This is a genomic window from Streptomyces sp. JH14, assembly GCF_029428675.1.
Taxonomy (GTDB): Bacteria; Actinomycetota; Actinomycetes; order Streptomycetales; family Streptomycetaceae; genus Streptomyces.
Map to the genome: position 1 here is coordinate 862,907 of NZ_JAJNEL010000001.1, position 12,258 is coordinate 875,164.

The 12,258-nt window shown below is 71.0% G+C and carries 9 protein-coding genes and 2 tRNA genes; 4 read left to right on the plus strand and 7 right to left on the minus strand.

Going from position 1 to position 12,258, the window contains the following annotated elements; all coding sequences use genetic code 11:
- The first annotated feature begins 123 nt into the window (after window positions 1-123).
- A complete protein-coding gene (locus LRD69_RS03875; protein WP_277325137.1) occupies window positions 124-1,794 on the plus strand; it encodes a hypothetical protein in 1,671 nt (556 codons plus the stop codon).
- Window positions 1,795-1,863: 69 nt separating this feature from the next.
- On the opposite strand, the gene LRD69_RS03880 is transcribed toward LRD69_RS03875, so the two are convergent.
- Window positions 1,864-2,424, minus strand: a complete 561-nt coding sequence (locus LRD69_RS03880) for an HIT domain-containing protein (RefSeq protein WP_277325138.1) — start codon at window positions 2,422-2,424, stop codon at window positions 1,864-1,866.
- A gap of 66 nt (window positions 2,425-2,490) precedes the next feature.
- Here LRD69_RS03880 and LRD69_RS03885 point away from each other — a divergent pair, with 66 nt between their 5' ends.
- Complete coding sequence (locus LRD69_RS03885; RefSeq protein ID WP_277325139.1) at window positions 2,491-3,168, plus strand: potassium channel family protein; 678 nt, start codon at window positions 2,491-2,493, stop codon at window positions 3,166-3,168.
- Between the two features lie 194 nt (window positions 3,169-3,362).
- Here the strand turns inward: LRD69_RS03885 and thrS are convergent, their stop codons facing one another.
- The 3 genes from thrS to LRD69_RS03900 all read right to left on the minus strand — a co-directional run bounded on the left by thrS (window position 3,363) and on the right by LRD69_RS03900 (window position 7,314).
- Window positions 3,363-5,339 carry a threonine--tRNA ligase gene (thrS, locus tag LRD69_RS03890; protein WP_277325140.1) on the minus strand — a complete coding sequence of 659 codons (1,977 nt, stop codon included), beginning with the start codon at window positions 5,337-5,339 and terminating at the stop codon, window positions 3,363-3,365.
- A 128-nt stretch (window positions 5,340-5,467) separates the two neighbouring features.
- Window positions 5,468-6,748 carry a hypothetical protein gene (locus tag LRD69_RS03895; RefSeq protein WP_277325141.1) on the minus strand — a complete coding sequence of 427 codons (1,281 nt, stop codon included), beginning with the start codon at window positions 6,746-6,748 and terminating at the stop codon, window positions 5,468-5,470.
- Window positions 6,748-7,314 (minus strand): DUF4365 domain-containing protein, encoded by a 567-nt coding sequence (locus LRD69_RS03900; RefSeq protein ID WP_277325142.1) that lies wholly within the window; start codon window positions 7,312-7,314, stop codon window positions 6,748-6,750. Before LRD69_RS03900 ends, LRD69_RS03895 begins: the two co-directional genes overlap by 1 nt.
- Before the next feature lie 212 nt (window positions 7,315-7,526).
- Between LRD69_RS03900 and LRD69_RS03905 the strand changes: the two genes are divergently transcribed.
- Window positions 7,527-8,252: a 3'-5' exonuclease gene (locus tag LRD69_RS03905; protein ID WP_277325143.1), complete on the plus strand. Its 726-nt coding sequence runs from the start codon at window positions 7,527-7,529 to the stop codon at window positions 8,250-8,252.
- A 125-nt stretch (window positions 8,253-8,377) separates the two neighbouring features.
- Here the strand turns inward: LRD69_RS03905 and LRD69_RS03910 are convergent.
- Window positions 8,378-8,449: transfer RNA gene (locus tag LRD69_RS03910), tRNA-Val, on the minus strand.
- Window positions 8,450-8,488: 39 nt separating this feature from the next.
- The gene (locus LRD69_RS03915; RefSeq protein WP_277325144.1) at window positions 8,489-8,935 is read right to left on the minus strand and encodes an SRPBCC family protein; all 447 of its coding nucleotides are present in this window, start codon (window positions 8,933-8,935) and stop codon (window positions 8,489-8,491) included.
- Between the two features lie 84 nt (window positions 8,936-9,019).
- On the opposite strand from LRD69_RS03915, the gene LRD69_RS03920 reads away from it, so the two are divergent.
- Window positions 9,020-11,512 carry a hypothetical protein gene (locus tag LRD69_RS03920; RefSeq protein ID WP_277325145.1) on the plus strand — a complete coding sequence of 831 codons (2,493 nt, stop codon included), beginning with the start codon at window positions 9,020-9,022 and terminating at the stop codon, window positions 11,510-11,512.
- 671 nt (window positions 11,513-12,183) lie between these two features.
- On the opposite strand, the gene LRD69_RS03925 is transcribed toward LRD69_RS03920, so the two are convergent.
- Window positions 12,184-12,255, minus strand: a tRNA-Val gene (locus LRD69_RS03925).
- Window positions 12,256-12,258 lie beyond the last annotated feature (3 nt).

Sequence of the window (12,258 nt, forward strand, 5' to 3'; positions counted from 1 at the left end):
ACAGGGGCGGGCGGGGTCACGATCCGGACGATACGCTGTGGTCCCAGCTCAGAAGGTGTGCCGGGCACGGCAGTTGGGAAAACAGCCGCAGGAGCAGATCCTTGGCGGCGAGTGGGGGCGACAGTGGCCAACGACGGATTCGATTTCTCCCCCGGAGCGCAGATCCCGCTCCAGGGGGCGGCCGGACAGGCGGTGGCGACGAACGCCCTCGCCTCCGCCGCATACCGCGACAGCCCGGTGGAAGACATACTCAAGGCCAACAGCGAGTGGCACATTTCCAAGATCCAGGAAGGCCGCTCCAAGCTGTTCAAGAGCAGGTACTTCACCCCCAACCTCGGCGAGGCGTTCTCCCGCGCCGTCCAGGAGCGCATGCTGGGCGGCGCCCGCAAGGCCCTCATCCAGTCCTTCGGCACCGACCCGCAGACCGTCGTCGAGCATTGCCTGTCCGCAACCCGGCTCCGTAAGGCCCGGGACACCAAACTCACCCTGGTGACCGCGCTCTTCGGCTTCGTCTTCCTGCCCGGACTGCTGCTGTGGGTTCTCGCCTTCCGGCTGCGCGACGGCCTGAACAACACGAAGGACAAGGCTCTCGGCGCCCTCGGTACCGCGCTGCTCCCGCTCATCGGCATCGTGGCTCTGGTCTTCCTGGTCAAGCTGCCCGTCACCGGTCTCCTCGCGCTGTACCTGCGCGCGATGATCGTCGCCCCCGTGATCGGCTGGCTGATCGCCAAGCGGATCGCCGAGACCTCCGCCAAGGACATGCGCGCCCGCTGGGAGGGGCTGCTCTCGGGCGGCGGCGTCATCGCCAAGATCCCCGAGGCGGTGCCGAAGAACCCGAACGAGACCGCCCGCGAGGCGCTCCGCCAGGGCCTGGAGAAGCTGGCGGCCGAGCAGCAGTCCAACTCCGTGTTCTACGCGGGGCCCAAGGGCATCCTCGGCATGGGCACCCGCTGGGGCAGCTGGCAGCTCGCCGAGGAACTCGTCTCCAAGGAGCCCGGCAAGGAATTCCACCAGTTCCGCAGCTGGGACCTGATACGCGTCATCCACGATCAGCTCAAGATGCTGGAACGCGGCCCGCTGCACACCGGCGGCTTCCCCACGCCGTCGGTCACGCACTGGATCGTCTCGCCCGTCGGTGAGAACGCCGACGAGGTCGCCCGCCCTGACGGCGAGGACGTCGCCACCTTCCAGATCAAGCCGCACGAGATACAGCGGATCTGCAACCACCAGCAGTTCGGCAGCGGTGACCGGCACTACCTGGGCGTCCAGTTCACCCTCTGGGACGGTCAGCTGGTGATCACCATGATGATCACTGTCACGGTGCTCCACGAAACGCTGCGGATCGAGGTCACCGGGCACGCCCTGGGCCCCGTCCACTCGCTCTTCACGAGCAAGCCGAAAGCCAAGGAGAAGACGGTCAACAAGACCGTCAGGTTCTGGGAGACCCGCAAGGTCACGCTCCCGCTGGTGGAGCCCAAGGAGGTCGTCCGCCTGGCCCTGCGCGCGCCCTTCACCTGGTATCCGCCCCTGCTCGACTACCTGGGCGGCAAGATCACTCTCCCGGAGCCGTTCGGCCTGCGCCACGCCTGGGCCGAGAAGCCGTGGCGCCACCGCTTCATGGCGGACGACGCCATACGCGCCGCCACCCCCGTACTGCGGGCCGTGCACAGCGCCGCGCTGCGCGTCCTCGACGAGCACGGCGTCGACACGGAGCGTTTCGACACCCGCTCCACGATTCTCAGCGGGTTCGTGCAGGACCCCACACCGAAGAAGGCCGACATGTACGACGCATGAAGATGCACCGGATGCGTGTGTGGGGCGTCCCGGACAGGTCCCGGACGCCCCACACGCGTACGACTCGGCTCAGACCGCGGGCCATGCGTCGGCCAGCATCTTCCGGGTGTCCGCGAGCAGCTGCGGCAGCACCTTCGTGTGGCCGACCACCGGCATGAAGTTCGTGTCGCCGCCCCAGCGCGGCACCAGGTGCTGATGCAGATGGGCAGCGATGCCCGCACCCGCCACCGTCCCCTGGTTCATCCCGATGTTGAAGCCGTGCGCCCCCGAGGCCGCCCGCAGCGCCGACATCGCCCGCTTGGTGAAATCGGCCAGCTCGAGCGTCTCCGGACCGTCCAGCTCCGTGTAGTCCGCGACGTGCCGGTACGGCACCACCATGAGGTGCCCGCCGTTGTACGGATACAGATTCAGCACGGCATAGACCTTCTCGCCGCGGGCCACGATCAGTCCGTCCTCGTCCGACTTGGCCGGGATCGCACAGAACGGACAACCGTCGCCGGCCTCCGGGCCGGTCGGCTTGTTCTCACCCTGGATGTACGCCATCCGGTGAGGTGTCCACAGGCGCTGGAACGCGTCGGGCGTCCCCACTCCGATCTGCTGCTCCGGCTCAGTCGTCATGCCGATCAGCATATTGCTTCACTCCCGCGGAGCGTGTCGCCGGGGCGGCACCGGCCGGCGGACGGCGATGCTGAGGCGATGAGCGACCGGCCCAGTGCCTCCACCCCCCTCCGGTTCAGGCGCTGGGAGCAGCGCACCGAAGGACCGCTCTTCGCCGCGTCGCTCGTCTTTCTCCTGGGGTACGCGGGCCGGGTCCTCGCCCCCCACGACGCCCAGACCTGGCGCGACCTCGCCCTGGCCCTGGTCTGGTTCACCTGGCTGCTCTTCGCGGTGGATTTCGCCGTACGGATCCGGCTCAGCGGCCAGGGTCTGCGGTTCCTCCGCACCCACTGGCTGGACACGGTGGTGCTGATGCTCCCCCTGTTGCGGCCGTTGCGCCTGATCGAGGTCTACACGGCGATCCAGCGGCGCAGGGCGCAGCCGAGGCTGAGCCTGCACGCCCGGGTGATCGCCTACGCCGGTATGACCGCGGCGCTGCTCGGCTTCTCGGCCGCGCTGGCCGTGTACCACCAGGAGCACGGTGCTCCGGGCGCCACGATCCGTACGTTCGGCGACGCGGTGTGGTGGGCGTGCGCGACGCTGACCACGGTCGGTTACGGGGATGTGACACCGGTCACGCCGAGCGGCAGGACCATCGCGGTGGGGCTGATGGTCTGCGGCCTGGCGCTGCTGGGGGCGGTGACGGGTTCGTTCTCCTCGTGGCTGGTCCAGGTGTTCACCCGGGAGGACGAGCAGGGGCCCCCGCAGAGCGGTTAGGGTCTTTCGTTTGGATCATGCTGGGCTCGCGGGGTCGCGCACGCACATCTGCCGCGTTGTCGTCAGTCCCCGACGCTCCGCGTCGGCTCCTTCCTCCGCCTTGCAGCTGCACGCACCCGACCCCGCTCCCTGATCCAGCCTGATCCAAACGAAAGACCCTAGCTCCGTGGGGGCCCCTGTGGCCTTGCGGCCGGTCAGACCTGGACGCGGTCCTCGACGGCCTTCTGGATCTTGGCGATGGCGTCGGCGACCGGAATGCCGTTCTCCTGCGATCCGTCGCGGTAGCGGAAGGAGACGGCACCGTTGGCCATGTCCTCATCACCCGCGATGATCATGAAGGGCACCTTGGCCTTCTGCTGGTTGCGGATCTTCTTCTGCATGCGGTCGGACGAGGCGTCCACCTCGACCCGCAGGCCCTTCTTCCTGGCCTCCGCAGCGAACTCCTGGAGATACGGGATGTGCGCGTCACCGATCGGGATGCCCACCGCCTGGACCGGGGCCAGCCACACCGGGAACGCGCCCGCGTAGTGCTCCAGCAGCACGGCGAAGAAGCGCTCGATGGAGCCGAACAGGGCACGGTGGATCATGACCGGGCGCTGCTTGGTCCCGTCGGGGCCGGTGTACTCCAGATCGAAGCGCTCCGGCAGGTTGAAGTCGAGCTGCACGGTCGACATCTGCCAGGTGCGGCCGATGGCGTCCTTGCACTGGACCGAGATCTTCGGGCCGTAGAACGCGGCGCCGCCCGGGTCCGGAACCAGCGGCAGGCCCTGCTTCTCGGCGACCTGGCGCAGCGTCTCGGTGGCCTCTTCCCAGACCTCGTCCGAGCCGACGAACTTCTCCGGGTCCTTGGTGGAGAGTTCCAGGTAGAAGTCGGTCAGACCGTAGTCGCGCAGCAGGTTCAGGACGAAGGTGAGCGTCCTGTCGAGCTCCTCCGCCATCTGCTCCTTGGTGCAGTAGATGTGCGCGTCGTCCTGTGTGAAGCCGCGCGAGCGGGTCAGGCCGTGCACCACACCCGACTTCTCGTACCGGTACACCGTGCCGAACTCGAAAAGACGCAGCGGCAGTTCACGGTAGGAGCGGCCGCGCGCGTCGAAGATCAGGTTGTGCATCGGGCAGTTCATCGGCTTGAGGTAGTAGTCCACCCCGTCGTCGAGCTGCATGGGCGGGTACATGCCCTCGGCGTACCAGTCCAGGTGGCCGGACTTCTCGAAGAGATTGCCCTTCGTGGCGTGCGGCGAGTAGACGAACTCGTAGCCCTCCTCCTCGTGCCGCTTGCGCGAGTAGTCCTCCATGGCCCGGCGGATGATGCCGCCCTTGGGGTGGAAGACGGCGAGGCCGGGGCCGATCTCGTCGGGGAAGGAGAAGAGGTCCAGCTCGTTGCCGAGCTTGCGGTGGTCGCGCTTGGCGGCCTCCTCCAGGAACTCCAGGTGCGCCTTGAGCTCGTCCTTGGTGGGCCATGCGGTGCCGTAGATGCGCTGGAGCATCGGGTTCTTCTCGCTGCCCCGCCAGTACGCCGCGGCGTTCCGCATCAGCTTGAACGCCGGGATGTTCCGGGTGGTCGGCAGGTGCGGACCACGGCAGAGGTCCTTCCAGCACAGGTCGCCCGTCTTGGCGTCCAGGTTGTCGTAGATGGTCAGCTCGCCGCCGCCCACCTCGACGTCCGCGCCGTCGTCCGTGGAGGCCGCGCCCTTGATGCCGATGAGCTCCAGCTTGTACGGCTCGTCGGCCAGCTCCTCGCGGGCGGCCTCGTCGGTGACGACCCGGCGCGAGAACCGCTGTCCCCGCTTCTGGATCTCCTGCATCTTCTTCTCGATGGCCTTGAGGTCCTCGGGCGTGAACGGCTTCTCGACGTCGAAGTCGTAGTAGAAGCCGTCCTTGACCGGCGGGCCGATGCCGAGCTTGGCCTCGGGGAAGAGCTCCTGCACGGCCTGCGCCATGACGTGCGCGGTGGAGTGCCGGAGGATGTTCAGGCCGTCCTCGGAGGAAATCTCGACGGGCTCGACGACCTCGCCGTCGGCGACGACGTACGCGAGGTCCTTCAGCTCACCGGCCACCCGGGCGGCGACGACGGTGCGCTCGCCTGGGAAGAGCTCGGCAGCCGTAGTGCCCGTCGTCACCACGCGCTCTTCCCGCTCGGAATCGCGTTGGATGATCACACGGACGTCTGACACCGGTCTCTCCTGACTGAAGGGGGGTGCGCGCCGTATTCCACTGCGCACGCAAGACGAATCGTACCGAGCCGGTGGCCCCCTTCGCGAAAGGGTTCGCTCCGGCCACCCGGCCGCCCGGTGCTGTGCGTCTATTCGCCCGTGCAGGCCTCCTCGAAGAAGTCGAGGTTCTCCTGCAGCGACTTCATCAGCCGGTCCCGTTCCGCCTCGTCGACCTGTACGGGCACCACCTGCGAGGCCCCGGTCAGCCGCCGGAAGCCGTCCCGGCTCTCCAGCCGCCCCTCCACCCGGATCGGCAGTCCGACGAGATGGGCGTGGCCGGCGATCCGGTACGCCTCCTCGTCGAGCTCCAGTCTCACGTGCGGGACCTCGGCGCCCGCCAGGACCCGCAGCCGTACGATTCCGGCGCCGCGCGGTCCCGAGCGGCGCATCCGTACGACGGCCCCGGTGATCCGCACGGTGACGGCCGGTTCGTCCTCGATGTAGCGGGCCCCCGCCAGCCGCAGGGCCGGAAGGTCGCCGGGGGAGAATTCCACCGGTTCGGGGCGGGCGGGGCAGCCTTCGGGGGTTCCCGCGGCGGGTGCCCAGGCGAGGGCGATCCTTGTTCCCTCCGAACCGCGGACCAGAGCGATGACGGCCTGGGTCAGCTCCCGGCTGACACCGGCCTCGACGGCGCTGTCGAAGGCCTCCATCCCGCCGGTGGCGCGCTGGAAGTCGATGGCTTCGCGGGTGGCGTGCAGGGCGTGGTAGAGCCGTACGGCGACGGCCCGGCCCGGGGCGACCGGGAGGTACGCCGTGAGGTCGCGGCCGCCCGGGGCGGGTCCGACGAGCATGCCTTCCAGAGCGGCGAGGGCCCTTCTGCGGTGGCGTGCGCCGTGGAAGCCGGCGCGCCCCCGTACGGCGAGCGCCCCGGCGAGGAGGATCTGCCGGGCCGCGGCGCGCAGCTGGTCGGCGCCGCTCCAGCTGGCGGCTCCGGCGGCTCCCGCGGGTCCAGCCACGCCGTCGGGGACATCGCGCCACCAGCGGATCTCGTCGCTGGGCACGGCGAGGGAGACCAGGACGTCACGGGCCGAGGGCGCCGCACTGCGGGCGAGCGCGGTGAGCGCCTCGGCGAGGAGGTCCTCGCTGTCGGGGAAGGCCGTGGTGTCGGGTACGAGGAGGCTCGTGCCGCCGGAGGGTGTCGCGTTTCCCGGTGGGGTCCATCGGCTGTACCGTCCGGCCGCGCCGCCGCGGCGGCGCCAGCCGTGCCGGTCCAGCAGGGCCCCGAGGACCGCGGGGTCGACGCGGGCGGGATCGGGGATGTCCCCGGCGGGCGGCACCACGGCGGGCCAGTGGCCCATGGTCTCGTTGGGGTGTGGTCGCGTGCCCGACGGCATGACTGCGTCGACGGGCTCGTCCATCGGCCGGTGCATCAGGGTCTCCCTCCCGCCCCGACCCGCGTCATGATCTCGCAGAGCGCGCGGTCGTCGAATATGCGCGTGGTCGGGATCCGCACAGTGGTCCTGTGCCGGCCCGTCACCGCGTGGCCGGCCAGGTTGGTCCAGTAGCAGCAGTGCCGCAGGTCGAGCCGGTCGTGGCCGGCCCGCAGCCAGTCGTCCTGGCTGCGCGGCACGATCATCACGACCAGGATCTTGTGCACCGACACGGGTGTCCGGGCGAGCTTCACGAGGTGGGCGTTGTCCAGCGTGAAGGCGAACGACGGTCCGGGTGGGTGCGGGGGTATCTGATAGGTGCATTTCAGCTGCACCTTTATGGTCACCTCGTCGTCGACGGTGTGGTCGGGGGCGCCGTGGCTGACATGCCAGTCGATGCCGTTGTCGGGAAAGGGCTGCGACAGGGAGCACCCCGCCGCGGCCGCGACCGCGTGCAGGTAGCCCACCTGGAGGGTCTCCATGCAGGCGGTGGTGGCGAGTGTGCCTCGCAGCGGTGCGATCCGCTGGGGCAGCAGCCCGCTCGGGTCGGGCTGCGCGAGCGCCATGGCTCCGTATGCCTTCCGGGCTGTGCCGATCGGTTCGTTCGGTTGGCGAGTTCTCAGGGTCGGTGAGTCCTCGGGGCAACTTGCTTGCCCGTCACCTGTGTTGTCACCGCACAGAGGGGCCCGCAAACGGCGTATCAGGCAAAGGGCCCGGGTATCACCGAATCGGGCAGGGGAATCACGCCATCTGCCGGTCGGGCACGAGGAGTTCGGGGATGACGCACTGGTATGAGGGGCCGCTGGCCGCTTTTGACACCGAGACAACAGGCGTGGACGTCGAGCAGGACCGGATCGTTTCGGCCGCTCTGGTGATCCAGGACGCGACGGGCGGGCGTATGCGCGTCACCCGCTGGCTGGTGAATCCGGGGGTGCCGGTGCCCGTGGGGGCCACCGAGATCCACGGCCTGACCGACGACCACCTCCAGCGCAACGGCCGGTGGCCCGCACCGGTGGTGGAGGAGATAGCCAGGGCGCTGGCCGAGCAGTGCGCGGCCGGCCGGCCGCTCGTCGTGATGAACGCGCCCTTCGATCTGACGCTGCTGGACCGGGAGCTGAAGCGGCACCGGGCGTCGTCGCTGGCCGGGTATCTGGGGAACACTCCGCTGTGCGTGCTGGATCCGCGCGTCCTCGACAAGCATCTGGACCGTTACCGCAAGGGCCGGCGCACCCTGACCGACCTCTGCGCGCAGTACGAGGTGGTGCTGGACGGCGCCCATGACGCGGCGGCCGATGCGGCGGCTTCGCTGGAGCTGGTGCGGGCGGTGGCGCGCCGGTTCTCGTCCCGCCTGGAGCGGCTGTCGCCGGCGGAGCTGCATGCGTTGCAGGCGGTGTGGCACGCGGCACAGGCGCGCGGTCTGCAGGCGTGGTTCGCGAAGAGCGGGACGCCGGAGGCGGTGGATCCGGCCTGGCCGCTGCGCCCGGAGCTGCCCGCGGCGGCATGATCCCGGGGCCGCGGTGACCGGGTCGCGCGCGCGATCCCGACGTGCGGCGGCCGGTTCCATGGACGCTGCCCGCACACGCAGAGGCCGGTCCGTCGGTGGTGCTGACGGACCGGCCTCTCCCGGGGTGGGCGATACTGGGTTCGAACCAGTGACCTCTTCGGTGTGAACGAAGCGCTCTCCCACTGAGCTAATCGCCCGGGAACGGACTGAACCATACAGGCCTCGGCGGGTGTGGTTCAAACTCCTTCAAGACGGGCCGCCAGTCCACGGCGTCCGGCACGCATCATCAGGGCGTGATTCGCCCGGAACACCGCACGTCCCGGCACCGCGAGGAGCCGCATCACCGTCCGGCGCACCTCGACCTCCTGCTCGTACGTGGCACGGGTGCCGGCGCCGTGTGCGGTGACGGTCCAGCGGGCCCAGCCGTCGAGGTCGCCGCCGAGGACCGCCTCGAGCACCCCGGCCGCGGGGTCGCGGCGGCTCGCGCGGACGGTCATGACGAGGTCGTACGGGAGGAGGGAGCGGATCCGCATGGTGCCTGTGGTGTCGTCGACGCCGGCGACCTGGCGGATCTGGGGCCACCATTGCGGATAGTCCTCGGCGCGTTCGAGGACCGCGTACACGGCAGCGGGCGGGGCGGACACGTCCCAGACGCTCACAAAGCGGTAGTGGCTCCAGTCCATGGGTCCCAGTCTGCGCGTACTCAGTCCCCCAGCTGAGTATCCGCGCGCATGTCCGCACGTGTGGGCCGCGCCACACTCCCGTTTATGACACATGTGCCGTCGCCCGCCGAGGAATTGGCGCTCCTCGATCGCGAACTGGTCCGGCTGGACGCCCGCCGGATGCAGCTGCTGACCCGTCGCGCCTGGTTGCTGAGTGTTCTGCAGCCGCAGGCCGCAGTGCCCGCCGCTCCGACCGCACCGCCGGCCGCGGCTCCTTTCGCGCCGCCGTCGTCGCCGTCGTCGCCGACAGCCGCCCCGGCGGCCCGGCGCAGTGCGCAGAATGTGCTGCTGACCCTGGGCGGTCTGCTCCTGACGATCGCGGCGATCGCGTTCACCCTGGTCAGCTGGGGGCACATGGGGATCGGCGGCCGCTCTGCGGTGCTCGCCCTGGTCACGGTCGTCGCGCTGGCGGCACCCGCCGGGCTGCTGCGTCGTGGGCTGTCGTCGACGGCCGAGGCGCTGGGCGCGCTCGCGCTGGTGCTGATGGTGCTGGACGCGTATGCGCTGCACCGGGTGGCGGCGCCGGACGCCGGCGGACTCGGATTCGCCGCGGCCGCTTCGGCGGCGCTGGCCGTGCTGTGGGCGGTGTACGGCCTGGCGCTCGCCCGGCTGCGACTGCCGCGCCCGGCAGCGGTGGTGAGCGTGCAGTTCACGCTGGTGCTCTGGGCGTGGTCGGCGGACGCCCAGGCGTCGGTCTTCGGCTGGGCACTCCTGCTGACGGCGGCGCTCGACTGTGTGATCGCCCTGTGGGGCAGGGGCGTTGGGGTGCGGACGACCGCGGCCGTCGGTGGTTGCGTATCGGGGCTGGCCGGATCCCTGGTGGCCCTGGTGCAGTCGGTGACGGCCGGGACACCGGTGGCGGCGGTGGCACCCGGGGTGCTGCTGCTGACAGCAGCGGCGGTCGCGCTGCTCGGAACGTGGCGGGCGCCCACGAGGTTCGCGGTGGCCGGCGGGCTGATCGCAGGGCTTGCCGTGGTGGCCGGGGCCGGCGGGGTGCTGCGTGCGGGGGCGCCGGCGGACTGGACGGTTCCGGTGTACCTGCTGTGCGGTCTGCTGCTGTTGGCGTCGGTACGGGCTCCGCTGCGGCGGCCGGCCGGGCAGGGAGTGCTGTGGGCCTCGCTGGTGGTGGTCGCGGGGTCGGTGCTCGCCGCGGCGCCGGCGGTCGGAGTGACGCTGGTGGGTCCGGTGTCGCGGCTGTCCGCGGTGTGGGCGGGTGCGCCGGAGGGCGGCGTTCGCGGTGCACTGGGGATGGCGGGAATGGAGTGGTCGCAACTCTCCACGGTGCCCGTGGTGCTGTTGGTGCCGGCTGTCCTGGCGGGGGCGGCGTACCGCCGGTGGGCGTGGTGCACGCGGATGGCCGGGCCGGTGGCCGCCCCGGGAGAGGCGTGGCGGAGCGTGGTGGGTGCGAGTGCGCTGGTGCTCGGGTGGGCGGGGCTGCTGGTGCTGCCGGTCGTGCTGGACGCCGCGTACGCGGCCGCGGTGGCGGTGCAGTCGGTGCTCGTCGCGGCGCTGCTCGCCCTGGCGGTACGGGGGCTGCGCCGCGGGGCGGACCCGGTCGCATGGGCCGCGCTGGTCTGCGGTGCGGCCGGGGCGGTGAGTGTGGCAGTGCTGTCGCTGGCCGCGGAGTCCGCCACCTATGCGGTGTTCGGAACACTGCTGGTGCTGTTCGGGGCGGCAGCGGCGGGAACGCGTGCCGGGTCGTCGGCGGCTCGGGCGACCCGGGTGGTGCAGGCGGTGCAGGCGTGTGTGGCCGTGGTCTGCGCCATGGTGCTCGCCGGTGCGGTGGGGGCGTCGCTGGAGCTCGCGACGTACCGGACCGCGCCGGTCATGCTGGTCGTCCCGGCGGCGACGGTCCTGATCGGGGCGCGGCTGCGGGGCGGTCCTTCGGCGTTGCCGGTCGAGCTGACCGGCGCCGTCGCGGGCGCGGTGGCGGTGGCGATGGCCGTGCCGGACGGCCGGTTCCTCGCCCTGGTTCTCGCCCTGTGCGGTGTGCTGGCGGCGGGCACGGCGGTACGCGCGGAGCGGCGGCCGGTGGCCGGGTACGTGGCGGTGGCTCTGTTCGTCCTGGCGACATGGGTGCGGCTGTCGGCTTCGGACGTGTCGGCCCCGGAGGCGTACACCCTGCCGGTGACGGTCCCCGCGCTGGCGATCGGGGTGCTGCGAAGGCGCCGCGATCCGGCAGCGTCCTCGTGGACGGCGTACGGGGCGGGCCTGGCGGCGACGCTGGTACCGAGCCTCTTCGCGGCCTGGGTCGACCCGTCGTGGGTGCGGCCGCTGCTGCTGGGCGTGGCGGCTCTGGTGCTCACGCTGGCCGGGGCGCGGCTGCGACTGCAGGCTCTGCTGCTGCTCGGTGGTGCGGTGCTCGCTCTGGACGCGCTGCACGAACTGGCGCCGTACGTGGTCCAGGTGGCCGGTGTGCTGCCGCGCTGGCTGCCGCCCGCACTGGCCGGGGCGCTGCTGCTGGTGGTCGGGGCGACGTACGAGCAGCGGCTGCGCGATGCGCGGCGGCTGAAGGACGCACTGCGGCGGATGCGCTGACCCGGGTCCGGTCTGCGGGCCGGCCCGGGCGTTCCTCGCACGTTCCGGGCCGGGATCCGGTCACCGGCCGGGCGACTGCCCCATGGCGTCCACCTGCCGGCGCCGGTGGGGACGTTTCTCCGTGCGGGGATTTCCGGACTCGGCCCCGGAATTGGCGTGGGCCGATAACCGTCCCGCCCTGCCTGGAGGGCGCACGACGACAGCTGCGGCAGCTCACCGCATTGCCGGAGCGCCCGGATTCACCCCGGATGAGGACGTCCCTCCGCCTTGCGATGCACCACATCTGACGCCACGTGCTGATCCACCGGGGATGACGCGACAGGCCCTCGGGACGCGCCCGTCGTCGCACCTGCGTGGAATTGCGGCCGCGTTGTGGAAACTGCGGGACGAATTGCCCACGAGGGCCACGGTGTTGAACGTCTCCCAGGAATGCGCAGGAATGCGCCGGCCCGGAAGCCCATCCCGCCCTCGATGCGCACGCGGTCGCTGCTTCCCGAACGGGGCGATCGTCCCGGCGGCCGGCGGGGCCCGCCGTGATGATCGACCGGATCCCTCACATCGGCCGAAGCGCCTCGCCCGGTCCGGAGCTGTGGACATCGGACCCGGGCGCCACGCACGGGACACGCAGAGGGCCCGTGAGACTGTCGTGTCTCACGGGCCCTCTGTCCGGGTGGGCGATACTGGTTTCGAACCAGTGACCTCTTCGGTGTGAACGAAGCGCTCTCCCACTGAGCTAATCGCCCGGG

Excerpts from the sequence above, each read along its gene's own strand:
- LRD69_RS03880 (WP_277325138.1), bottom strand. The coding sequence starts at position 2,424 with ATGCTGATCGGCATGACGACTGAGCCGGAGCAGCAGATCGGAGTGGGG.
- LRD69_RS03885 (WP_277325139.1), top strand. The coding sequence starts at position 2,491 with ATGAGCGACCGGCCCAGTGCCTCCACCCCCCTCCGGTTCAGGCGCTGG.
- LRD69_RS03895 (WP_277325141.1), bottom strand. The coding sequence starts at position 6,748 with ATGCACCGGCCGATGGACGAGCCCGTCGACGCAGTCATGCCGTCGGGC.
- LRD69_RS03900 (WP_277325142.1), bottom strand. The coding sequence starts at position 7,314 with ATGGCGCTCGCGCAGCCCGACCCGAGCGGGCTGCTGCCCCAGCGGATC.
- LRD69_RS03905 (WP_277325143.1), top strand. The coding sequence starts at position 7,527 with ATGACGCACTGGTATGAGGGGCCGCTGGCCGCTTTTGACACCGAGACA.
- LRD69_RS03915 (WP_277325144.1), bottom strand. The coding sequence starts at position 8,935 with ATGGACTGGAGCCACTACCGCTTTGTGAGCGTCTGGGACGTGTCCGCC.
- LRD69_RS03920 (WP_277325145.1), top strand. The coding sequence starts at position 9,020 with ATGACACATGTGCCGTCGCCCGCCGAGGAATTGGCGCTCCTCGATCGC.